This is a genomic window from Curtobacterium sp. MCBA15_012, assembly GCF_001864935.2.
Taxonomy (GTDB): Bacteria; Actinomycetota; Actinomycetes; order Actinomycetales; family Microbacteriaceae; genus Curtobacterium.
This window is the reverse complement of sequence record NZ_CP126267.1, coordinates 2,250,443-2,273,072: the sequence shown is the minus strand read 5'-3', so window position 1 is coordinate 2,273,072 and position 22,630 is coordinate 2,250,443. Positions and strand designations below refer to the sequence as shown.

Sequence of the window (22,630 nt, the reverse complement as noted above, 5' to 3'; positions counted from 1 at the left end):
AAGGCCGCGAGGCCTTTGGGGTATGGTGTAATTGGCAACACAGCGGTTTCTGGTACCGTCGTTCTTGGTTCGAGTCCAGGTACCCCAGCAGATTCGAGAAGGCCCCCGGGATGTCCCGGGGGCCTTCTGCGTTCCCGGGGGCCTTCTGCGTTCCCGGGGGCCTTCTGCGTTCCCGGGGGCCTTCTGCGTTCCGGGTGCGGAACCGCACGGCCGCCGACGCGTGCGCGCGCGTCCCGCCGCGGGGACACGCCCGACCTGCCCGCCGACCGCAGATCGCACGCCGGCGGTGCGCCTCCTGACGGTCGGTGGTGCGGTCGGGAGGCGCGTGGCGGGCTGGTGCTGCGCCTCCTGTCCGGCGTGGGGTGCGGTCGGGAGGCGCGTGGCGGGCTGGTGCTGCGCCTCCTGTCCGGCGTGGGGTGCGGTCGGGAGGCGCGTGGCGGGCTGGGTGCGCTCCTCCTGACGGTGGGCGCTGCGCACCGGTGCCCCGTGTCGGTGCCGCCACGCGCCTCCCGGCCGGGTGCGGACCCGCACCCGGTTGCGGGTTTCCGTATCGGGCACCGGGGTGCCGCAAGGCGGTCGCCCGCAGATTGACCGTCCTGCGCGCCCCCGCGAGGGTGGGGAGCACGGACGAGGCGTACCCCCTCGTCCGGTCTCCCGGCGGCGTCGTACCCGCGCCTCCTGCCGGGCACCGGCGCCGCGCTCGCGGTCGACCGGCCTCCGGGGACCAGCGCGCTGCGCGGCCGTCCCGACCCGCAACCTGAACCCGACAGGAGCACCTCCCATGTCCGTCAGCACCGTCCGACCCGCAGACCCGCGCGTCTCCGTCGTGATCCCGGCGCGCAACGAGGCCCGCAACCTCGAGATCATCCTCCCCAAGCTCCCGCCGGTGTACGAGGTGATCCTGGTCGACGGCAACTCCGTCGACGACACCGTCGCCACGGCGCAGCGGATCATGCCCGACATCCGCGTCGTGCACCAGACCCGCAAGGGCAAGGGCAACGCCCTCGCGTGCGGGTTCGAGGCGGTCACCGGCGACGTCGTCGTGATGTTCGACGCCGACTGCTCGGCCGACCCCGACGAGATCCCGCGCTTCGTGCAGGCCCTCACCGACGGAGCCGACGTGGCGAAGGGCACCCGGTACTCGCTCGGCGGCGGCAGCGACGACATCACGGTGATCCGGAACCTCGGCAACCGCGGCCTGAACGTGCTGTGCAACATCATCCTCGGCACGCGCTACAGCGACCTCTGCTACGGCTACAACGCCTTCTGGGCCGACACGCTGCCGAAGATCGGCCTGCTGTCCTCGACGCTGCCGAAGCCGGCCGACGGCGGGATGCTCTGGGGCGACGGCTTCGAGATCGAGACCGTGCTGACCTGCCGGTGGTCGGCGGCCGACCTGCGCATCAGCGAGGTGCCGAGCCACGAGAAGCTCCGCGTGCACGGCACGAGCAACCTCAACGCCGTGACCGACGGCATCCGCGTGCTGAAGTCGATCATGCACGAGCGTCGCCGCGCCGCGACGGCGAAGACCCGCGCGGCGGCCGTGTTCGTGGGCGGTGCCGCACCGGTCTCGCCGGTGGACGCGCCGACCGCGCCGATCCTCGGTCTCGGTGCGTCGGCCGAGCCGGTCCGCGTGGACGCCGCGCGCGCCCGCGCGCTCGAGGGCGACGTCGTATGACGTCCGTCGCGGTCGTGATCTGCGCCTACACGCAGCTGCGCTGGGGCGACCTGCAGGACAGCGTGGAGTCCGCCCGACGCCAGCCGGAGGCCCCCGAGGTCGTCGTGGTCATCGACCACGAGCCCGAGCTGTTCGCCCGGGCGCGCGCACGCTGGCCCGAGCTGCTCGTCGTCGAGAACGCCGAGGACCGCGGCCTGTCCGGCGCGCGGAACACGGGCGTCGCGAGCACCGAGGCCGACGTCGTGGCGTTCCTCGACGACGACGCCACGGCCGACGCCGACTGGCTCGGTCACATGCTCGCCGCGCTCGAGGACCCGCAGGTCGTCGGGGTCGGCGGACACGCGACGCCGTCCTGGCCGACCACCACCGGCTCCGGGCCGTACGTCGGCGAGCTCCTCTGGATCGTCGGCTGCAGCTACACCGGGCTGCCCGAGGTGGCCGGGGACGTCCGCAACGTGATCGGCGCGAGCATGGCGTTCCGACGCGAGTCGATCCTGCGCGCGGGCGGCTTCCGGTCGGGCATCGGCCGGGTCGGCAACCAGCCGCTCGGCTGCGAGGAGACGGAGCTCTGCATCCGCATCGCCGCGATCCAGCCCGGTGCCCGGATCCGGCACGAGCCGCGGTCGAACGTGTCGCACCGGGTCTCGCCCGACCGCGTCACCATGCGCTACCTGCTGCGCCGCAGCTACTACGAGGGCATCTCGAAGGCTGTCCTCAGTCGCCGGGTCGGGACCGGGGACGCGCTCTCGAGCGAGTCCACCTACCTGACGCGGGTCATCCCGCGTGCCGTGCTCCGCGAGCTCCGGCACGTGGGGCGCGGCGGGCTGGGTCGGGCCGGCGCGGTCGTCGCCTCCGTCGTCACGACGATCGCGGGCTACGCGGTCGGTCGCGTCCTCGGCGGTGTCGTGGTCGCCGCACCGGCCCCGCAGCCGGTGCGTCAGCCGATCGGCACACCGTGACCCGCTCGACCGTCACCCGGGAGCTCCGTCCCGTCGTCCACAGCGCGCTCGTCCCGACCTGGGACGGTGCGCTGTGGGTCGGCGAGGTGGACCGTGCGGTCCTGCGGGCCGCCGGGCCGCGGGACGCCATCGCGCTGGAGGGCGCCGCCGGCTACCGTCGGGCGCGCCTGCTGGTCCGTGACCACGGCGAGCCGGTCGGCTTCGTCGAGACCGACGTCGTCGCACGACGTCGCACCGGGGCGTCCCTCGACGCCCGCAGCCTCGAGCGCGCGGCACGGCACCTGCCCGTCCCCGCCCGACGGCCGGCCGCTGATCAGGCGTTGCCGTCCGTCACCGCGGTGCTGTGCACCGACGGGGCCGCCGCGGACACCATGCGGTCGGTGCTCGCGAGCACGGGCGTCCACCTGGACGTCGTGGTCGTGTCCGCACGAGCCGACGGCCCCGGGACGACGACGATCGACGGGCGCCGGGTCACCACCGTGCCGGCGCCGGCCGGCGGTCTCGCGGCCGCCCGCAACGCCGGCCTGCTGCTCGCGGAGGGAGACGTCGTCGCGTTCGTCGCCGAGGGCGCGCTGATGGACCCCGCGTGGGCGTCCGCCCTCGCCACCGCCTTCGCCGCGGACCCGGACGTCGCCTGCGTCACCGGCCCCGCGCCGAGCGCCGAGCTCCGCACGCCCGCACAGCGCTGGCACGACGAGCACCACGGCGGCGGCCGGACCGTCGCGCGCCGGGTGTTCCGCGCCGACGACGAACGCGGCACCGGTGCCCGGCACCCGTTCGCCGCGGCCGACTACGGGACCGGCGCGAACCTCGCGGTCCGCCGTCTCGCCGCCCTCGGGATCGGCGGGTTCGACACCGCCTTCGGTCCCGGCACCCACGTCGGTGCCGGTGACGACCTCGACCTCTTCACACGACTGCTCGTCGCGGGACACGCGATCGCCGTCGAACCCGCCGCCGTCGCCTGGCAGCGGACCCCGGACGACGTCGCGTCGCTCCGGCGGACCGCCGCGGCGCACGGCCACGGACTCGGAGCCTGGATGACCAAGAACGCCCTCGACCGCGACACCCTCGTCGCCACGGTCGACGCCGCCCCCGACGCGCTGAGCGCCTTCGCACGCCTCGGGCTCGCACCCGCCGGCACGCCCGCCGGGACCACGGACGTGGTCGGCGGTCGAGCCGTCGGCGACGACGGGGTCGAGGCCGAGTACGCCGCGACGAGCCGTCGCCTGCGCCGCGTCGAGCAGCGCTCGGTGGTCACCGGCCCGGTGCGCGCGCTGGCCGAGCGCCTGCGCGGCGGAGGGACCCTCACCCGCACCGCACACGGTCGCCACGGGCTGGCCGAGGCCGGAGCCGAGCTGCCGCGCGCCGCCGGGACCATGGGGCCGCTCGCCCGGCTCGTCGCCGCCGCGGTCGTCGTGCTGACCCTCGTCGCCGCGGCCGCCGGCGCGGCCCTGGAGATGCCGACCCTCCGGGGCGCCGCGATCGGCACGTTCCTGTTCGCCGTGGTCGGGGTCGCGCCGGTGCTCCTGCTGCGTCCGATGCCGCTCGCCCGCTTCGCGTTGTTCTCGGTCACGACGTCGATCGTCGCCACGATCGCGATCGGCTACACGATGGCGACCGTGGGCGTGTGGGTGCCCGCGGTGCCCTTCGCGGTGGTGGTCGTCCTGACGGCGGCGATCGTCGCCGGCACCGTGCTCCGCGACGCGCAGGACCTGCACCGGGTGCTCCTCGCGCGTTCCGTCGCCGGCCGCGCGGGCAGGACGGTCCGGTCGTGGTGGGGGACGTGGACGACGACCCGCTCGGTCACCGTCGCCTCGGTGGTCGGCGTCGGGATCGTCGTCGTCGCCGCGCTCACGCACGTCGGGGACCCGGTGCCCGCCGGCCTGTTCGGTTCGCTCGGCATCGGTCTGCCCGTCGGCCTGGCGGTCCTCGTGGCCGCCGCGGTCGTGGCGCTCGTCCGTGGCCGCGGCGCCGCCGTGCCCGTGGTCGCGCTGGGCGGGGTCGTGCAGCTGGCGCAGGCGATCACCTACGGCATGCCGACGGTCACCGCGGCCGCGCGACACATCGGTGTCCTCGAGTACATCCGGCAGTTCGGGCGCACGAACCCCGCCGCCGACATCTTCCAGACGTGGTCCGGCCTGTTCGCCGGCGGCGCGTGTGTGGCCGACGTCGGCGGCATCGTCAACGCGATGACGATCGCCGCCTGGGTGCCCGTGCTCCTGGCGTTCGCCACCACGCTCGGCATCGGCGTGCTCGCGGCGAACTGGCTGCCCGGCACCCGTCGCCCGTGGGTGGCCGCCCTGCTCACCGCGATGACCGGGTCGCTCAACACGACCTACTTCTCGCCGCAGTCGACCGGCATCCTGCTCTCCGTCGTCGTGCTCGTGCTCGCCACCTGCCCCCTGCGCCGCGTGACGGTGACCGGCCGCGACGGGACGCCCGTGCGTGCACTCCGACCCCGCGCGGTGACGGCCTCGCGCGTCGTCGGCATCGCCCTGATCAGCGTCGTCCTCGCGGTCACGCACCAGATCTCGCCGTACCTCACCGTCGCGGCACTCGTGACCCTGCTCGTGTTCAAGCTCACGAAGCCGTGGTGGCTGCCGGTCGTCGTGCTCGTGCCTGCGGTGGTCTTCGCGGTGCTGAACGGCAGCGTCCTCGACCGCTTCCTGTCACTCGCCGCCGTCGGGCGCGTGCTCGACAACGTGCAGCCGCCGTCGCACGACATGACGGTCCTGCCGAAGCCGCTCGTGACCCGGTTGGCGTTCGACGTGCCCGCCGCGGCGCTCGTGCTGCTCGGGATCGCCGCGGTCGTCACGGTGCTCGTCCGGCGTGACCGCCTGCACTGGGGCATGCTCGCGGCTGCTGCGAGCCCGATCTCGCTGCTCGTCGCCACGAACTACGGGCAGGAGGGCATCTTCCGGGTCGTCCTGTTCGCCACGCCGTGGATCGCGGTGCTCGCCGCCGCGCTGCCGGGCCCGTCCGGCCGCTTCGCCGGGGTCGACCGCGTCCTGCGCCGTGCGGCACGGCCGGTCGGTGTCCGCTTCGCCGCGGTCGGCGCCGCGGTCGCGCTGCTGGTCGCCGTGGGCGCCTTCGGGCAGACCGCCCTCGACTGGAACCGGGTGATGACCCGCAGCCAGTCCGAGGCGACGCAGCTGTACGACCGGACCGCGCCGAAGGGCTCGGTGATGCTGCTCACCGGTTCGGCGAACGCCGTGCCGAGCAACACCGGCGCCCGGTACTTCGACGTCGGCTACCTGTCCCGCGAGGCGCTCGGGCCGTACCCGTCGGACACCGACTACGACGCGCAGCAGGACGTCTCGGACCTGACCCGGCGGCTCGTCACCGACTGGACCGCGACGAAGTACTACGCCCTGGTCGCCCAGCCCTTCGGCGCGTACGACGAGCGCTACGGCTACCAGTCCGAGGCCGACTACCGCGAGCTGGCCGACGCGATGGCCTCGTCGCCGTACTGGGAGCGGGTCTGGTCGTCCGGTTCGACCGCGATGTACGAGCTCACCCCGGCCGGGATGCGGCATGCCGCCGAGTGAGTCGGCCGCCGTGTCGGCGAGTGCGTCGGCCGGCGCGCCGGCGAGTGCGTCGGTCGCCGTGTCGGCGAGTGCGTCGGTCGGAGTGCCGTCGCGTGCGTCGGTCGCGGGACCGCACGGCCGCCGTCGGGCAGGGCTCGCGTCCCTGCTCGGCGCGGTCCTCGCGGCGACCGCGCTCGTCACGGCCCTGGTCGTGGGCGTGCCCGGAGCCGCCCAGCGGGCCGACGCAGCCGCCGGTGCGAGCTGCGCCGCCGGCTCGGTGCTGAACGTCGTCGCCCACCCCGACGACGACCTGCTCTTCCAGGGCACCCAGCTCCGCTCTGACATCGAGGCGGGCCGGTGCGTCCGCTCCGTCGTGGTCACGGCGGGGGACGCCGGGTACCCGCGCTGGTACTGGGGCGAGCGGCAGACCGGCCTGATGGCGGCGTACGCCGGCATCGCCGGTGTGCCGTCCGACTGGACGACCGGGTCGACGGTCGTGGCCGGACACACCGTGCACACCGAGACGCTCACGGCGGCGCCGCGGATCAGCCTGGTGTTCCTCGAGCTGCCGGACGGCAACATCGAGGGCAACGGGTTCTGGGCCGACGGCTACCAGAGCCTCGAGCACCTGTACGAGGGGTCGCTCGACGCGATCGACTCGGTCGCCGACGCGACCCACCCGACGTCGTACACGCTGTCCGACCTGCGGGCGACCCTGCTCGCGCTCGTGCGGTGGACCGCGCCGTCGTCGATCCACACGCTCGACCACGAGGGGTCCTACGGCGACGGCGACCACAGCGACCACCACACCGTCGCGTACCTGACCGACGAGGTGCAGCGGGCGTCCGGCACCTCGCACGGGTTCACCGGGTTCATGGGCTACCCCATCGCCGACCGGCCGGCCAACCTGACCGCCGCGCAGACGGACGCCAAGGCCGGTGCGTTCTTCACCTACGCGGCCCACGACGACCAGACCTGCACGTCGCGTGCCGCCTGCGCGGACCGCTGGGAGGACGCCTGGTTCAGTCGCCAGTACACCGTCGGCACGCCGGCGACCGACCCGGGCACGACGCCCGACCCCGGTTCCGGGTCCACGCCCGGGACCGGGACGGGCACCCCGGGGACGGAGCCGACGACCACGAACGTCGCCGGCAGTGCAGTCGTCACCGCGAGCGCCGAGAACCCGGCCGACGGACAGACGGCACGGAAGGCCGTCGACGGCGTCGTGAGCGGGTACCCGGAGGCCCCCACCGCCGAGTGGGTGGCGCCGGGCGGGGGAGCGGGGACGTGGATCCAGCTCGACTGGCCCGCGGGGGCGGCTGGCGCTGCCGGAGCCGCGGGGACCGCTGGCGGTGCCGGGGCCGCGGGGACCGCTGCCGGTGGCACGGGTGGCACAGCTGCCGCGGGCGTCGCCCTGCAGGCGGTCGAGCTCGCGGACCGTCCGAACACCGACGACCAGGTCACCGCCGGGACGCTGACGTTCTCCGACGGGTCGAGCGTGGCGGTCCCGTCCCTGCCGAACGGCGGCACGGTGCAGCGCGTCAGCTTCACCTCCCGCCAGGTGACCTGGGTGCGCTTCACGATCACCGCGGTGAGCGCGACCACGAAGAACACCGGCCTGGCCGAGCTCCGAGCCCTCGCCGCGACCACCACCGCCACCGAGCCGACGCCGTCGACCCCGTCGGTGAACGCCGCCCGCACGGCCGTCGTGACCGCGAGCGCCGACAACCCGGCCGACCGACAGACCGCCGCGAAGACGGCCGACGGCGTCGTGTCCGGGTGGCCCGCCGACCCCTCCGCCGAGTGGGCGGCACCGGGCGGTGGCGTCGGCACCTGGGTGCAGGACGACTGGCCGTCCGGCGTCGCCCTGCAGTCCGTCGACCTGGCGGACCGTCCGAACACCGACGACCGTGTCACCGGCGGGACCCTCACGTTCTCGGACGGCTCGAGCGTCGCGGTCCCCGCCCTGCCGGACGACGGCACCGTGACGAGCGTCGCGTTCGCCGCGCGCCAGGTCACCTGGATGCGCTTCACGGTCACGGGCGTGAGCGGCACCACGAAGAACACCGGCCTCGCCGAGCTCCGAGCCTGGACCGTCCCCACCGGCACCGGCACCGGCACCGGCACCGGGACGGGGTCGACACCGCCGTCCTCGACACCGCGTGACGTCACGGCGGCCGCCGCGCCGACCGCGTCGTCCGACAACCCGGCCGACGGCCAGACCGTCGCGAAGGCGGTCGACGGCGTCGTGTCCGGGTGGCCGGACCGCGCCGACGCGGAGTGGGTCGCGCCGGGCGGCGGGACCGGCACGTGGCTGCGCCTCGACTGGACCAGCCCGGTCACCCTGCGACGGATCGTGCTGCACGACCGTCCGAACACCGTCGACCGGGTGACCGGCGGCACCCTGACGTTCTCGGACGGCACGAGCGTCGCGGTCGACGCACTGCCGGACGACGGGGCGCCCGCCACCGTCGAGTTCACCCCGCGGTCGGTGACGTGGGTGCGGTTCACGGTGGACCGGGTCGCCGCCGGCACGGAGAACGCCGGGCTCGCCGAGTTCCGCGCCTGGGCGGCGTCGTGAGCGACCGGACCGACACCGGGGCCGCGACGGGCGACGTCGAACTCCCGCCGCCCCCGACACCAGGACCGGCCGGGGCACGCGTCGACGGCGACCGTGCTCCCGTCGCCCACGGAGCGGGGTCGACCCGGCACGGACGCGGACGCCGACGCGGCGCACGACGGCTGGCGCTCGCCGCGGGGGCGCTCGTCGTCGCCGCCGGATCGGTCGTCGCGGCGACGACCGGCGGCGGGACCGCGGCCGACCCGAGCGGCGAGGCGATGCCCGCGGCCGACGGCGGAGACTGGCGGCGGGTGTTCTCCGAGGACTTCGCCACACCCACCGCGACCGGCGCGTTCGAGTCCCGGTACGGCGAGCGGTTCTCGGTGTACCACGGCTTCGCGGACACCGCGGGGACGGGCCGGTACTCCGCCTCGGCGCTCACCGCGCGAGACGGCGTGCTCGACGTCCGGCTGCGGACCACCGCGGCCGGCACGCCCCTGGCCGGCGGCATCGTCCCGCTCGTCGACGGTCGGTGGGGCGGCCAGACCGCCGGACGGTACAGCATCCGGATGCGGAGCGACCACGTCGACGGCTACGGGGTCGCGGTGCTGCTCTGGAGTGACGAGAACGTCTGGGCCGACGGCGAGATCGACTTCCCCGAGGGCGACCTCGGGACGCCCGCGTTCCTCAACGTGCACTGCCTCGCCGACCCCGCGGAGAAGTGCATCCACCACCAGACCGAGGCGTCGCTCGCGGACTGGCACACCTACACGATCGAGTGGACCCCCGAGCGGATGTCGTTCCTGGTGGACGGGCGCGTCGTGGGCAGCACCACGGAGGACATCCCCACCGCACGCATGCACCTCGTCGTGCAGGCCGGGTCGAACGGCGGGGTGCCGCCGCGCGAGGCCGCGGGGTCGCTGCTGGTCGACTGGATGACGATCGACGTGCCGGCCCCGGGGCGGACGCCGCGGGCGACCATGCCGGGTGCGGGCGCCGTCGGCGACTGAGCCGTCGGCGGCCGAGCCGTCGGCGGCCGAGCCGTCGGCGGCCGAGCCGCGACTCGGCCGTGGGCCTCAGCGCGCGTGCGTCACGAGGGCGTCGAGCAGTGCGCGCTCGTGCGGCGCCCGGTCGTACCGTTCCCGGACCCACGCCCGGCACCGTGCCGGCAGGGTCGGGTCGGTGGTGGCCTCGTCGAGGGCCGCGGTGACGGTCCGGGCGAGGGCGGCCGTGTCGGTCGGGTCGACCGTGAACCGCTCCCACTCGTCGGCGAGGACCTCCGCCGTGCCACCGGATGCCGCGGCGACCGCGGGGACGCCGGCGGACATCGCCTCGACGACCGTGCGGCCGAACCCCTCGGGCTCGATCGACGGCGCGACGACGAGGTCGGCTGCGTGCAGGAGCGGCAGGACGTCGTCCCGCTCGGGGAGGACGAGCACGCTGCCCGCGGGCAGGGCGTCGACGGCGCGGCCGACCGGACCGCGCTCCTCGGGGTAGAGCGCCCCGGCGAGGACGAGCAGGGGCACCGACGACGCGGGGACGGCGGCGTCGTGCGCCGCCGGACCGGAGCCCGCGGCCACCGGGGCCGCCGCCGACCGCCGTGCGGCGTCGGCGAGCACGAGCTGCCAGGCTTCGAGCAGTGCGACGACACCCTTCGACCGGCTGAGCCGCCCGTAGTACAGGACGACGGGTCGGTCGGTGTCGATGCCGAGCGTGCGTCGGGCGGCAGCCGCCTGCTCGGCGGTCGCGGGTGGGAAGGCGTCGGTGTCGACGCCGTTCGGGACCACCGTGATCTTGTCGACGGGCGTCCCGGCGGCGGCCCACGCCCGCGCCATCGCGTGCGAGACCGCGAGGAACCGCGACCGGCCGCCGGCGATCGGACCGAGCCGTCCGTAGTTCGGGGCGTGGTGCAGGTGCACCGCGAGGGGGATCCCGGACACGGCGGACACGACACGGCCGTAGGGCAGGTACTCGGGCCGGTTCAGCCACAGCACGTCGTACCCGGCGCGACGGAGCCGGAGCCCCTCGCGGGCGAAGCGCAGCGTGTCGCGCAGCGCCGTCCTGATGCCGAAGCGCGGGTCGGTCGCCTCCAGGAGCCGGACCCCGAGGCCGTCGTAGGCCGCGCGGCCCTCACCGGCGCGGGCCGCGGTGCTGTCGCGGTGCCAGAGCTCGACCGTGTGGCCCGCGGCGACGAGCGCACGGGTGTCCTCGAGCACGCACCGTTCGAGGCCGCCGGTGAGCGCGAGCCCGCTGACGAGCCCGCCGATGCGCAGCGCCCGTCCCGGTGCCGCCGGGGACGGACCCGGGGCGGCGGAGGCCGCTGGGGACGAGCCCGGGGAGGCGGAGGCCGCCGGGGACGAGCCCGGGGAGGCGGAGCGCGCCGGGGACGGGCGGTGGGTCACGATGCACCTCCACGTGCGGTCGTGAGGCGACGGAGGAACCACGGCAGGCACGCGACGACACCGACCACGCGGACGACGTTCCACAGGGTGTCCTGGGGGAGCAGCAGGGAGGCCCCGGCGACGGCGAGTGCACCGACCAGCGGCAGCACCACCCGCGCGCGCGGACCGACCCACTCGCGGCGGTCCGGCAGCACGAGCAGCTGCGCGACCGCCAGGAGCGTGTAGGCGACGACGGTCGCGAGCCCGGCCCCGACGATGCCGAGCAGCGGCACGAGGACGAGGTTCGCGCCGATGTTCAGCACGCCCGCGCCGGCCGCGATCACGCCGACCGCGACGCCCTTGCGCTCGACGAGGAGCAGCCGACCGGTCGCTCCACTGGCGACGACCGGGAGCGCGGTCAACGCGACGACGAAGACGACGACGCTGAGGTCCTGCACCCGGTACGACGCCGGTGCCAGGACCGGCAGGGCGACCGGCGACACGAGCGTCACCGCGAGCAGCACCGGTGCGAGCATCGCGTAGAGCTCGTCACGGGCGTGCACCGCGAGGCGTCGGCGTGCGGCGCGGTCGCGGAGGGCGGCGAAGTGCGGTGCCCAGGCCTGGTTCGTGAAGGTCAGGAGGAGGATCACCGCGGAGCCGACGACGTAGGCGATCTGGTAGCGGGCGACCTCGTCCGGGCCGAGCAGCCGCTGCACGACGACCCGGTCCCCGGCGTTGAGCACGAAGTACGACAGGTTGCCGAGGGCGACCGGGATCCCGAGTCGGAACGCGCGCGCGGTGGTGCGGCGGTCGAACAGCCCGGCGATGCGCGGCCGCGTCGCCGCGATGCCGATCACCATCGCGACGCCCTGCGCGACGACGCCGCCCCACGCGTAGGTGGTCGCGTCGGCGCTGACCCAGACGAGCAGGCCGAGACCGATGATCGAACCGCCGACGGAGGACAGCAGGCTCGTGACGGCGAAGACCCGGATCCGGTCCTGCGCGACGAGCAGGGACAGCGAGAGCTGGACGATCGCGGCCGGGGCGACCCACAGGACCGCGACGAGGAGCAGCGGGTGGGCGCCGACGAACCCGGCGGCGTCGGCCCACGACGGGATCGTGACGAGGGCGGTCCCGGTGACGACCACCGCGGTCGTGATGCCGACGACGAGCAGCCCGCGGGCACGACGGTCGTCGCCGCCGTCCTCCGCACGTTGCAGGACCGCCGCCTGGTCGAGACCGGCCACGGACAGCACGACGAAGGCCTGGAACAGCGCGATGGCCGAGGCGAGCAGGCCGAACTCGGCGGGCGGCATGAGGTGCGCCAGCACGGGCGAGATGAGCGACGAAACGACGAGCTGCATCGACCACACGACGACGTACAGCAGGCCGCGGCCGAACAGTGCGTTCGACCCCTTCGCGACCGCGCTGCTGCCCGTGCCGGGCGCCGCGTCGGACGCGGCCGACGTGGCGGGGGTGACCGACGCCTCCCGGCCGTCGGCGGGATCGGTGGCGACGGCCGTGGCGGGGGTGACCAGCGCCTCCCGGCCGTCGTCCGTGCCGCCCGTGGCGGGGGCGAGCGGACCGGACGAGGACGGGCGGACCCGTCCCTCGGCCGCGCGGGCCTCGCGTCGGGTCTGGGGCAGCGTCACGAGGCGGCCCCGTCCGCCGCGACGGACCCGGCGACCGGCGTGCCGGCAGCGGCCACGGCGTGCGGTGCCGCACGCGGCTCCCGCAACCCGAAGGCGCCGTCGATCAGGTCGAGCAGCTCACCGCTCCGCTCGGTCGAGAACTTGCGCGCGAACAGGTCCGGCGTCGTGGCGTCCGGGGTCGCGCGGCGCTCGAACAGGCGGCCGGCGTCGGGCAGCGTCAGCCACGGCGGGCTCTTGCGTGCCGCACCGTCCCAGCCGATCCACCAGAGCGACTCCGGCACGTGCTCCTCGGCGAAGCCGGGCGTCAACGACGGGGTGTGCAGGACCGACGGCACGAAGGTCTCGTCGGCGATCCAGCTCCGTCGCCAGAACCGGACGAGGTCGGGGCGGCGGTCCACCGTGTCGACCACGGCGGCCGCGTGGCGACGGGCGAGGACCTTGAGCTGCGAGCCGCCGGTGAGGGTGACGCCTCGGGGCAGGCGACGGGGGAGCGGGACGCGGAGCATGTGCTTCCGCCAGGCCCAGTGCGGGTACCGCAGCCGGGCGAAGCCGCCGTCGCGACCCCAGCGGTCGTACGGGAGCGGGAACGACGCGACGAAGGACTCCTCGCGGTGTGCCCCGAGGTGCGCGCTGATCTCGCTCGGGTGTGCGAGCGGGTAGTCGCTGCCGGTGAGGACCGCGACGTGCGTGGCGTCGGTGGTGGCGAGGGCAGCACGGTAGCCGGCGACCTCGGCGGCGACGTTCTCCCAACGCGCCCACCCGGTGCGGATCCGCGGCAGCAGCCGGACGCGTTCCGGCAGGCCGTCGACCATCGCGCGGTGCACCGACTCCGGGGTGCGTGCGTCGACGTGCAGGAACACCGGGAACGGGTCGAGCGTCTCGACGAGGCGACGCACGTGCTCCGGGTCCTCGTGGGCGAGGACGATGCACGCGGGGACCGCGGGGGAGATGGCCATGGCGGGACGCTAACCCGGGGCCCTGGTGGCCCACAGCCCCGTGCCGGACCGACTGCGGGGAAGCGGCGGTTTCCCGCAGTCGGGCGTCTGACCGGCGGTTCCCGTGGTGCCCGCGCGGTGCGGGGCGTCGCCGCGGACCGGCGCGACCGGACAGCGCCGGCTCAGCGTGCCCGGCGGAACTTCGGGCAGTCGCAGAGCGCGCAGTCGGTGCCGGGGCGGTAGTGCTCGTGGGCGTCCTCGGCGTGGCCGCAGACGCACGTCGACGCGTCGAGGACGAGCACCGTCCCGTCGGTCGCGAGGTCGGCCCAGCGGTCGCCCCCGCGGTCGGTCAGCACGGGGGCTTCGAGTCCGGACGAGGGGGCTCCGTCACTGGTCGCAGCGGACTCGTTCCCGGTCCAGGGGGCGTCCGACATGCGTCCTCCTCGTGCCCGACGCGCGGTCGTCGGGTCATCGACGCCGAGCCTACTGGTCGACACGCCGCGCACTGGCGGCAAACCGCAAGACGCGCGGCCGTCGCCGCAACCACCCGGAGGCCGCGTTGACCCCCGCCGGCGCCGATCGGAGCATCGGACCATGACCGACACCAGTGCGACCTCCACCCGCGTGCTCACGCTCGCGCCCGCGATGCCGTCGCCGGACCGACCGACCTGGTCGGGGGCCGCCTGGGTGGGTGCGGTCGACCGGGCCGAGGCGCTCGCCGCCGACGCCGTCGCGCTCGCCGGTGCGGCGGGGTTCCGTCGTGCGCGCCTCCTCGTGCGCGACGGGCTCGAGGTCGCCGGCTTCGTCGACGTCGCGGTCGACGCGGACGGGGACCTGGACCCGGCCGAGCTGGGACCGGCCCTGCGCGCGGTGCGTGCCACGGGCCTCCCGGCCGCCCCGACGGGCACGCCCGTCGGACGCGTGTCGGTCGTCATCGGCACCCGCGACCGTCCGGAGGACGTCCGCCGGTGCGTGCGCTCGGTCCTCGCCTCGGCGTACGACGACCTCGAGGTCCTCGTCGTCGACAACGCGCCCAGCTCGACCGCGACCCGCGACGTCGTGGCGGCCGTCGGTGATCCTCGGGTCCGGTACGTCCTGGAGGCCCGACCCGGCGTCTCGCGCGCACGGAACGCCGGTCTCGCCCTCGCCACCGGCGAGGTGGTCGCCTTCGTCGACGACGACGTGGTCGTCGACCGCGACTGGGCGTCGGCGCTCGCCGCGGCCTACGCCCGCGACGCCGACGTCGTCTGCGTGACGGGCCTCGTGCCGAGCGGCGAGCTCCGGACGCCGACGCAGCGCTACTTCGACGAGCGCGTCACCTGGGCGCGCAACACCGACCGCCGGGTGTTCCGCACCGCGAGCCCGCCGGCCGACCTGCCGCTGTTCCCGTTCTCGGTCGGGGCGTTCGGCACCGGCGCGAACATGTCGCTCCGCCGGGACGCCGGGCTCGCCCTCGGCGGGTTCGACGTCGCGCTCGGCCCCGGTACCCCGACCCGCGCGGGGGAGGACCCGGACCTGTTCACCCGCGTGCTGTTCTCGGGCGGGGCGCTCGCCGTCGAGCCGTCCGCCGTCGTCTGGCACCGGCACCGTTCCGACCGCGAGGCCCTGCGTGCGCAGGCGCTCGGGTACGGGACCGGGCTCGGTGCCTGGGTCGCGAAGCTCGTGCTCCGGCCGCGGACCGCGGTGGCGGTGCTCCGGCGGGCGGTCGGGGCGCTGCGGCAGCTCGGGGCGCTCGGGCAGGGGAACCGTGGCGGTGGTGCCGGTGGTGGCGGTGGTGGCGGTGGTGGCGGTGGTGCCGGTGGTTCCGGCAGTGCCGGTGGTGCCGGTGCGGACCAGGTGACGGCGGCGGTCGCGGCGATCGAGGCGTGGCCGGTGGACGACGACTTCCGCGCCGCGGCCGCGGGGCTGCAGCGGGTCGAGCTCGTCGCGGCGCTCGGTGGGCCGTGGCGGTACCTCGTGTCGCGGGCTCGCGCGCGGCGCTGAGGGGCGCGGCCCGGGCGCGGTGGCTCGGGGTCCGGGTCGGGCCGGCACGGGGCCGTGCGACATCGTGGTCGTCGTCCGACAGCGGGGGTGTCGCTCGCGGGCGGCACCGCCGGGCCGTACCCGCGCGTGCGACATCGCGGTCGTCGTCCGACAGCGGGGGTGTCGCTCGCGGGCGGCGCGGCCGGGCCGTGCCCGCGCGTGCGACATCGTGGTCGTCGTCCGACAGCGGGGGTGTCGCTCGCGGGCGGCGCGGCCGGGCCGTGCCCGCGCGTGCGACATCGTGGCCGTCGTGCGACAGCGGGGGTGTCGCACACGCGTCGCCCCGGACCGCGCGGACCAGTCCCGGCCCGAGCGACCCCGCCGACTACGGGCGGAAGCGACCCTGCTCGACGTCGCGCCAGAAGCGCCGGCTGCGCAGGTACGCCGCGGGCCCGGCCGGGAAGCCACGGAACTCGTGGAACGCCAGGGAGCGCGGGATGCGCGTCGTCGACGCCTCGGTGAGCGTCTCCGGCGCCGCGTCGCGCTTCCCCGCCAGCCGGGACACGAGCTGCTTGCCCTTGATCTTCACGGCGACGGGCATCAGGCGGGCCAGCGCGACGAGGTGCCGGCGGTCCTTCGCCACGAGCGCGCACATGAGCGCGGTGAAGCCGACGCCGTTCGAGTGCAGCTGGTGGTGCAGCCCGTCGAGGTCACGACGGTGGCGGTGGTGCACGACGGCCTTCGGCTCGAAGCCGATGCGCCCGCCGCCCCACAGCAGGTCGATGAAGATCGCCAGGTCCTCGCCGCCGCGGGCCGGGACCCCGGCGCCGAGCGTGTTGTCGAAGCCGCCGACCGCGTCGAACGACGAGCGCCGGACCGACCAGTTCGCACCGGCCCCGTACCCGCCGATGCCGTACACCGCGAAGTGCTTGCGCACCGTGCCGTCGGGGGCCACCGCGGAGACCCGGGCGTTGCGCATCGCACCGGGGACGTCGTCGGGGACGATCGTCACGGGCTCGAAGGTGCGCTCGCCGCTGAAGCCGCCGTAGTACGCCTCGTACCAGATCTGCGCGGGGGTCTCGAGCTCGACCGGGAGGATCATGCCGGTCACCGCGTCGAGCTCGGGCTCGCGGACGTACCGCGACCCGATCATCCGGAGCCACTGCGGGTCGACCCGGACGTCGTCGTCGGTGAACGCGATGACCTCGCCACGCGCGGCCGCGACGCCGGCGTTGCGACCGGCCGAGCAGCCGGGGCGGCGCTCGACGACGAGTCGGACGTCCCGCCCGGCGAGCAGCCCGGGGAGCTCGTCGACCTCGGGCAGCCGCACGCGGTTGTCGACGAGGACGACCTCGTGCCGCGGGTAGTCGAGGTGCTCGAGCACGTCGAGCAGCTTGCCGAGGTCCTCGACGCGGGCGACGACGGTCGACACCACGATCGAGATCATCGGCAGCTGGTCGTCCGGGACGGGGGCGTCGTCGGCACCCACGGGGCTGCCCACGGCGCGGAGCGGCGCGAGGGCACGCTCGGCGTCGGCCGGGTCGTCGGTGAGCAGGACCTCGAGCGTGGTCACCGGGTGCCCGTCGCGGTACCCGACGACGAGCGCCGAGGAACCGTCCGCACCCGCGACGAGCTCCGGGAGCGGAGCGTCGAGGTCGACGCTGACGACACGGCGCGGGCCGGGGACGGACACAGGGGTGAGCAGGGCCATGGCACGGACGCTACGAGCACGGTGCACCGCGGACAACGCCCGTGTGCTCCCGTGGCGGGGATCGTGCGGAACCCCGCAGACCCCCGCAGCGGGACCGGCGACCGGGCCCGGCGACCGGGACCGGCGACCGGGCCCGGCGACCGGGCCCGGCGACCGGGCCCGGCGAACCGGACCGGCGGACCGGACCGGCGACCGGGTCCCGCGACCGGACGACCGGCCGAAGTGAGCGCTCACCAGGGGAAACCGACCGGCGGGCGGAGGTCACGGCCCGGTCACGAATCCGATGCAACCGGTTGCGCTCCGCCCGACGACGGGCGTAGCTTCCTCCACCAGCAGGCAGCGTGGCCTGCTCCAGGCAGCGTCGTCGGGTCCCCGATCGGCGCCGTCTGGTGATCTCGATGAGGAGACAACGCTGTGACCAACACTCGCGCCAGGGTGCGCCTGGCCTCCGTCGCCGGGCTCGCCGCCGTCGGCCTCGTGCTCACCGGCTGCTCGGCGGGCGGATCGTCCGGATCGGGCGACGCCTCGAACGGTCAGGACAGCCGCGGACCGATCACGTACGTGCAGGGCAAGGACAACTCGAACGTCGTGCGCCCGCTGATCGAGAAGTGGAACGCCGCCCACCCGGACGAGAAGGTGACCTTCAAGGAGCAGTCCGACCAGGCCGACCAGCAGCACGACGACCTCGTGCAGCACTTCCAGGCCAAGGACGAGAACTACGACGTGGTCGACGTCGACGTCGTCTGGACCGCCGAGTTCGCCGCGAAGGGCTGGCTCACGCCGCTCACCGGCAAGATGAAGATCGACACGTCGAAGCTCCTGCCGTCGACGGTGAAGACCGCGACGTACAACGACACGCTCTACGCCGCCCCGCAGACCTCCGACGGCGCGCTCCTGTACTACCGCAAGGACCTCGTGCCGACGCCCCCGACCACCTGGGCCGAGATGATGCAGGACTGCTCGATCGCGAAGGAGAAGGGCATCGGCTGCTACGCCGGCCAGTTCGCGAAGTACGAGGGCCTGACCGTGAACGCCTCCGAGGCGATCAACGGCTCGGGCGGCTCGGTGCTCGACAAGAGCGGCAAGCCCGACGTCGACACCAGCGACGCGAAGGCCGGCCTGCAGAACCTCGTCGACGCGTTCAAGGACGGCAACATCCCGGCCGAGGCGATCACCTACCAGGAGGAGCAGGGCCGCCAGGCGTTCGAGGACGGCAAGCTGCTGTTCCTGCGCAACTGGCCGTACGTCTACAACCTCGCCAAGACCGACGGGTCGAGCACGGTGAAGGACACCTTCGGCGTCGCCCCGATCCCGGGCAAGGACGGCACGGGCGCCTCGACGCTCGGCGGGCACAACGCGGCGATCAGCGTGTACTCGAAGCACAAGGCGACCGCGCACGACTTCCTCGAGTTCCTGGAGTCGGACGAGACGCAGAAGTTCTTCGCGACGCAGGGCTCGCTCGCCCCGGTCGTCGGTGACCTGTACACCGACGAGGAGCTGACCAGCAAGCTGCCCTACCTGCCGACGCTGCTCAAGTCGATCGAGTCGGCCGAGCCGCGCCCGGTGACGCCGTTCTACCCGGCCGTCACCAAGGCGATCCAGGACAACAGCTACGCCGCGCTCAAGGGATCGAAGAGCGTCGACGAAGCGGTCAAGGACATGCAGGCGGCACTGAAGACCGCCACCGACGGCAGCAACTAGCGCCGGGACGCGGCTGTCGCCGCGTCGGACGGGAGGCACGGTGCCAGCGTGCACCGTGCCTCCCGTCCGCCACCACCTGCGTCCAGACATCCGGCAAGGAGGCCGTCGAAGTGTCAGCAGCAACCGAGATCCCCGCAGCGATCCCGAACCCACGGGGGACCGAGCCGCCGCGGCGGCGGAAGGGCGGGCTCAACGCCGAGCACGGCCGCTGGGCCGTGTACCTGATCGGGCCGACGATCGCGCTCCTCGCGATCGTCATCGGCTACCCGGTCGTCAGCGCCGTGATCCAGTCGTTCCAGCTCGACGCCGGGCTCGACAAGGCCACCGGTCTTTTCGTCCAGGGCGGCTTCGCGGGCGTCGCGAACTACGTGCACTGGCTCGGCCAGCGGTGCGGTGAGACCGCCTGCCCGCCCGGCAACCTCGGCGCCCAGTTCTGGGTGTCGATGGGGAACACGTTCTTCTTCACGGTCGTGACCGTCGCCCTGGAGACCGTCATCGGCGTGTGGATGGCGATCATCATGAACCGCAACTTCCGGGGACGCGCCCTCGTCCGCGCCGCGATCCTCGTGCCGTGGGCCATCCCGACCGCCGTCACCGCGAAGCTCTGGTACTTCATCTTCGACGCGAACGGCGTGCTCAACCACGTGATCGGGCAGCAGGTCCTCTGGACCTCGAGCGAGTGGGCGTCCCGGTGGGCGATCATCATCGCGGACACCTGGAAGACGACGCCGTTCATGGCGCTGCTCATCCTCGCCGGGCTGCAGCTCATCCCGGAGGAGGTCTACGAGGCCGGCAAGATGGACGGCGCGTCGACCGTGCAGCGCTTCGTGAACATCACGCTCCCGCTCATCAAGCCCGCGCTCATGGTCGCCGTGCTGTTCCGCGTGCTCGATGCCCTGCGCATGTACGACCTGCCCGCGATCCTCACCGGCGGCGGCGGTGGGTCCGGCAACGCGACCACCACGCTGTCGATCCTGGTCGTCGACCAGATCCGGCAGGGCTTCAACTCCGCGTCGGCCCTCTCCACGATCACGTTCCTGGTGATCTTCGTCGTCGCGTTCGTCTTCGTGCGGTTCCTCGGCGCCAACGTGGTGCAGACGCAGGCCGCCCAGCAGAAGGGTGAGCTCAAGTGACGCTCGCAGCAGACCGACCCCGGTCGACGGCGCGTTCGCGCGACCGTGCGACCGACCGCCCCCGGGTCCGCGTCCAGCGGCACACCGGGCAGCGGCTCCGCACCGGCATCCAGGCCGTCGTCATCGCGGTGTGGTGCCTGCTGCCGTTCTACTGGATGGTCGTCACGAGCTTCCGGGACGTCGGCTTCACCTTCGACGCGACGCCCTGGCCGACCCACGTCACGCTCGACAACTACACGACGGCGTTCTCGACCGCGCTCGGCAACCACCTCGGCCGTGCCCTGGCGAACAGCCTGCTCATCGGCGGCGTCGTGACGGTCATCGCGCTGCTCGTCGGCACGAGCGCCGCCTACGCCCTGGCCCGCCTCGAGTTCCAGGGCAAGTCGGTGATCGCCGGCGCGATCCTGGCCGCGTCGATGTTCCCCGGTGTCGCGCTCATCTCGCCGCTGTTCCAGCTCTTCACGGACATCGGCTGGATGGGCACGTACCAGGCGCTCATCCTGCCGAGCATCTCGTTCGTGCTGCCCCTCACCGTCTACACACTCGCGAGCTTCTTCCGCGAGATGCCGTGGGACCTCGAGGAGGCGGCACGCATCGACGGGTGCACCCGGGTGCAGGCGTTCCGGCGGATCATCCTGCCGCTGGCCGCACCCGCCGTGTTCACCACCGCGATCCTGGCGTTCATCTCGTCCTGGAACGAGTACCTCATCTCGTCCCAGCTCTCGAGCGACGCCACCCAGCCGGTCACGGTCGCGATCGCGTCGTTCGCCGGGTCGCAGCCGCACCAGGAGCCGTACACCGCCGTGATGGCGGCGGGTACGATCGTCACGATCCCGCTCGTCGTCCTGGTGCTCGTGTTCCAGCGGCGGATCGTGGCCGGCCTCACCGCCGGCGGCGTGAAGGGCTGAGGCCGGTGGCACAGCGCGGGCCGCAGCGGCCCACCGCCCGGATCGAGGAGGCGATCGGCTTCGTCGGTGCGTTCGGCGTGCTGTTCCTCGGCGTGACGGTGTTCTGCGAGGTGACCGGACGCCCGGCGCTCGGGTGGGCGATGGTGCTGCTCGTGTGCGTCCTCGCGGTGGTCGGGCTCGACCGGTGGCGGCGGACGGTGCTCCGCCGCGGTGCCGGGACCGGCCACGTCGCGGAGGCGACGCACGGCGGTGCCGGGACCGGCCACGTCGCGGACGCGACGCACGGCGGTCCCGGGACCGGCCACGTCGCGGAGGCGACGCACGGCGGCGACGGCTGACGGGCCTCCCGACCGATGCCCAGCGGGATCCAGGAGATCGCGAGCCGGACCGGACTGTCGAAGTCGACGGTGTCCCGCGCACTGCGCGGGTTGCCGACCGTGGCGGACGCGACCATCGGCGAGGTCCGACGGGTCGCCGACGAGCTCGGCTACGTGCCGAGCTCGGCGGCGGCGGGGCTCGCGACCGGACGCCAGCGGGCGGTCGGCGTCGTCGTCCCGGTGATCGACCGGTGGTTCTACGTCCGCGCGCTCCGCGGGGTCGACGCCGAGCTGCGGCAGGCCGGGTACGACCTGGTGCTCTACAACCTCGGCGGGCCCGGCGGTGACCGCGACCGGGCGTTCCGACGGTCGATGCTCCGGCACCGGGTGGACGGGCTCGTGCTCCTGTCGCTCGTGCTCGACGAGACCGAGCGGGCCGAGCTCGAGCTCAGCGACCACCCGATCGTCGTGATCGGCGGGCCGGCACCGGGTCTGCGGAACGTCGGGGTGGACGACCTCGCGGTGACCGACACCGCGGTCGCGCACCTGGCTGGGCTCGGGCACCGGGAGATCGCCTACCTGGGCGGGCAGGACGAGGACGGCATGAACGTCGCCGTGCCGTACCTGCGGCGGGACGGCTTCGCGGACGCCATGCGCAGGCGGGGGCTCGACGTCCGTGCGGACCGGCTGCTCGACGGCCGGTTCTCGTTCGCCGGCGGGGCCGCCGCGGGGGAGCACCTGCTCGGTCGGACACCGGGGGACCGGCCGACCGCGGTGTTCTGCGCCTCGGACGAGATGGCGCTCGGGGTGCTGCTCGCGGCCTCCCGCGCAGGGCTGTCGGTCCCCGGGGACGTCTCGGTGATGGGGATCGACGGGCACGAGTACGGCGCGGTCGTCGGGCTGACGACGGTCGCGCAGGACCCCGAGGCCCAGGGACGGGCGGCCGCGCGGGCCGTGCTCGCCGAGGTCGACGGGGCGTCGGCGGGGCCGTTGCCCGCGGCGCCGGCGGAGTTGGTGGTGCGGACGTCGACGGGGGCGCCGCGGGCGTAGGGGCGCCGGGTTCGGGGCGGGGTGGGGCGGGGCGGCCGCCCCGGGGCGGCGTGGCCGCCCCGGGTGGCGCGGCCGCCCGGGTGGCGCGGCCGCCCGGGTGGCGCGTCGCGGTGCGGCGTGCTCGCGAACAAGGGAGAGCACGTCGCGCCACGGGAA

Annotated in this window: 16 protein-coding genes and 1 tRNA gene; 12 read left to right on the top strand and 5 right to left on the bottom strand. The window is 74.6% G+C overall.

Going from position 1 to position 22,630, the window contains the following annotated elements; all coding sequences use genetic code 11:
- Positions 1-16: 16 nt before the first annotated feature.
- From QOL15_RS10375 to QOL15_RS10350, 6 genes are all read left to right on the top strand, one after another.
- Positions 17-88: transfer RNA gene (locus QOL15_RS10375), tRNA-Gln, on the top strand.
- A 693-nt stretch (positions 89-781) separates the two neighbouring features.
- The gene (locus QOL15_RS10370) at positions 782-1,678 is read left to right on the top strand and encodes a glycosyltransferase family 2 protein (RefSeq protein WP_083230405.1); all 897 of its coding nucleotides are present in this window, start codon (positions 782-784) and stop codon (positions 1,676-1,678) included.
- Positions 1,675-2,637, top strand: a complete 963-nt coding sequence (locus tag QOL15_RS10365) for a glycosyltransferase family 2 protein (RefSeq protein ID WP_071248929.1) — start codon at positions 1,675-1,677, stop codon at positions 2,635-2,637. The genes QOL15_RS10370 and QOL15_RS10365 overlap by 4 nt, the downstream gene beginning before the upstream one ends.
- Positions 2,634-6,185 (top strand): glycosyltransferase, encoded by a 3,552-nt coding sequence (locus tag QOL15_RS10360; protein ID WP_071248926.1) that lies wholly within the window; start codon positions 2,634-2,636, stop codon positions 6,183-6,185. Before QOL15_RS10365 ends, QOL15_RS10360 begins: the two co-directional genes overlap by 4 nt.
- Positions 6,172-8,745 (top strand): PIG-L family deacetylase, encoded by a 2,574-nt coding sequence (locus QOL15_RS10355; RefSeq protein WP_071248923.1) that lies wholly within the window; start codon positions 6,172-6,174, stop codon positions 8,743-8,745. Before QOL15_RS10360 ends, QOL15_RS10355 begins: the two co-directional genes overlap by 14 nt.
- Positions 8,742-9,734 carry a glycoside hydrolase family 16 protein gene (locus QOL15_RS10350; RefSeq protein ID WP_065964321.1) on the top strand — a complete coding sequence of 331 codons (993 nt, stop codon included), beginning with the start codon at positions 8,742-8,744 and terminating at the stop codon, positions 9,732-9,734. Before QOL15_RS10355 ends, QOL15_RS10350 begins: the two co-directional genes overlap by 4 nt.
- A 66-nt stretch (positions 9,735-9,800) precedes the next feature.
- Here QOL15_RS10350 and QOL15_RS10345 read toward each other — a convergent pair whose 3' ends face one another.
- From QOL15_RS10345 to QOL15_RS10330, 4 genes are all read right to left on the bottom strand, one after another.
- Positions 9,801-11,126, bottom strand: coding sequence for a glycosyltransferase family 4 protein (locus QOL15_RS10345; RefSeq protein WP_071248920.1), 1,326 nt, complete (start codon positions 11,124-11,126; stop codon positions 9,801-9,803).
- Positions 11,123-12,757, bottom strand: coding sequence for a lipopolysaccharide biosynthesis protein (locus QOL15_RS10340; RefSeq protein WP_083230373.1), 1,635 nt, complete (start codon positions 12,755-12,757; stop codon positions 11,123-11,125). Before QOL15_RS10340 ends, QOL15_RS10345 begins: the two co-directional genes overlap by 4 nt.
- Positions 12,754-13,713, bottom strand: a complete 960-nt coding sequence (locus QOL15_RS10335) for a beta-1,6-N-acetylglucosaminyltransferase (protein WP_071248917.1) — start codon at positions 13,711-13,713, stop codon at positions 12,754-12,756. The genes QOL15_RS10340 and QOL15_RS10335 overlap by 4 nt, the downstream gene beginning before the upstream one ends.
- A gap of 161 nt (positions 13,714-13,874) precedes the next feature.
- Positions 13,875-14,126: a hypothetical protein gene (locus QOL15_RS10330; RefSeq protein ID WP_071248913.1), complete on the bottom strand. Its 252-nt coding sequence runs from the start codon at positions 14,124-14,126 to the stop codon at positions 13,875-13,877.
- Between the two features lie 160 nt (positions 14,127-14,286).
- Here QOL15_RS10330 and QOL15_RS10325 point away from each other — a divergent pair, with 160 nt between their 5' ends.
- Entirely contained in the window at positions 14,287-15,675 is a 1,389-nt protein-coding gene (locus QOL15_RS10325; protein WP_071248910.1) for a glycosyltransferase family 2 protein, read from the top strand.
- 364 nt (positions 15,676-16,039) lie between these two features.
- Here the strand turns inward: QOL15_RS10325 and QOL15_RS10320 are convergent, their stop codons facing one another.
- The gene (locus QOL15_RS10320) at positions 16,040-17,365 is read right to left on the bottom strand and encodes a glycosyltransferase (protein ID WP_065964333.1); all 1,326 of its coding nucleotides are present in this window, start codon (positions 17,363-17,365) and stop codon (positions 16,040-16,042) included.
- A 414-nt stretch (positions 17,366-17,779) separates the two neighbouring features.
- On the opposite strand from QOL15_RS10320, the gene QOL15_RS10315 reads away from it, so the two are divergent.
- The 5 genes from QOL15_RS10315 (at position 17,780) to QOL15_RS10295 (ending at position 22,474) form a co-directional block, all read left to right on the top strand.
- Positions 17,780-19,066 (top strand): ABC transporter substrate-binding protein, encoded by a 1,287-nt coding sequence (locus tag QOL15_RS10315; protein ID WP_370692365.1) that lies wholly within the window; start codon positions 17,780-17,782, stop codon positions 19,064-19,066.
- A 110-nt stretch (positions 19,067-19,176) separates the two neighbouring features.
- Positions 19,177-20,199: a carbohydrate ABC transporter permease gene (locus QOL15_RS10310; RefSeq protein WP_065964336.1), complete on the top strand. Its 1,023-nt coding sequence runs from the start codon at positions 19,177-19,179 to the stop codon at positions 20,197-20,199.
- On the top strand, positions 20,196-21,107 hold the full coding sequence (locus tag QOL15_RS10305) for a carbohydrate ABC transporter permease (RefSeq protein WP_071248907.1): 912 nt from the start codon (positions 20,196-20,198) through the stop codon (positions 21,105-21,107). Before QOL15_RS10310 ends, QOL15_RS10305 begins: the two co-directional genes overlap by 4 nt.
- A 5-nt stretch (positions 21,108-21,112) precedes the next feature.
- Complete coding sequence (locus QOL15_RS10300) at positions 21,113-21,445, top strand: hypothetical protein (RefSeq protein ID WP_071248904.1); 333 nt, start codon at positions 21,113-21,115, stop codon at positions 21,443-21,445.
- A gap of 15 nt (positions 21,446-21,460) precedes the next feature.
- Complete coding sequence (locus QOL15_RS10295; protein WP_071248901.1) at positions 21,461-22,474, top strand: LacI family DNA-binding transcriptional regulator; 1,014 nt, start codon at positions 21,461-21,463, stop codon at positions 22,472-22,474.
- Positions 22,475-22,630 lie beyond the last annotated feature (156 nt).

Coding starts and splice junctions, on each gene's coding strand:
- QOL15_RS10370 (WP_083230405.1), top strand. CDS start 782: ATGTCCGTCAGCACCGTCCGACCCGCAGACCCGCGCGTCTCCGTCGTG.
- QOL15_RS10365 (WP_071248929.1), top strand. CDS start 1,675: ATGACGTCCGTCGCGGTCGTGATCTGCGCCTACACGCAGCTGCGCTGG.
- QOL15_RS10355 (WP_071248923.1), top strand. CDS start 6,172: ATGCCGCCGAGTGAGTCGGCCGCCGTGTCGGCGAGTGCGTCGGCCGGC.
- QOL15_RS10335 (WP_071248917.1), bottom strand. CDS start 13,713: ATGGCCATCTCCCCCGCGGTCCCCGCGTGCATCGTCCTCGCCCACGAG.
- QOL15_RS10330 (WP_071248913.1), bottom strand. CDS start 14,126: ATGTCGGACGCCCCCTGGACCGGGAACGAGTCCGCTGCGACCAGTGAC.
- QOL15_RS10325 (WP_071248910.1), top strand. CDS start 14,287: ATGACCGACACCAGTGCGACCTCCACCCGCGTGCTCACGCTCGCGCCC.
- QOL15_RS10320 (WP_065964333.1), bottom strand. CDS start 17,365: ATGGCCCTGCTCACCCCTGTGTCCGTCCCCGGCCCGCGCCGTGTCGTC.
- QOL15_RS10295 (WP_071248901.1), top strand. CDS start 21,461: ATGCCCAGCGGGATCCAGGAGATCGCGAGCCGGACCGGACTGTCGAAG.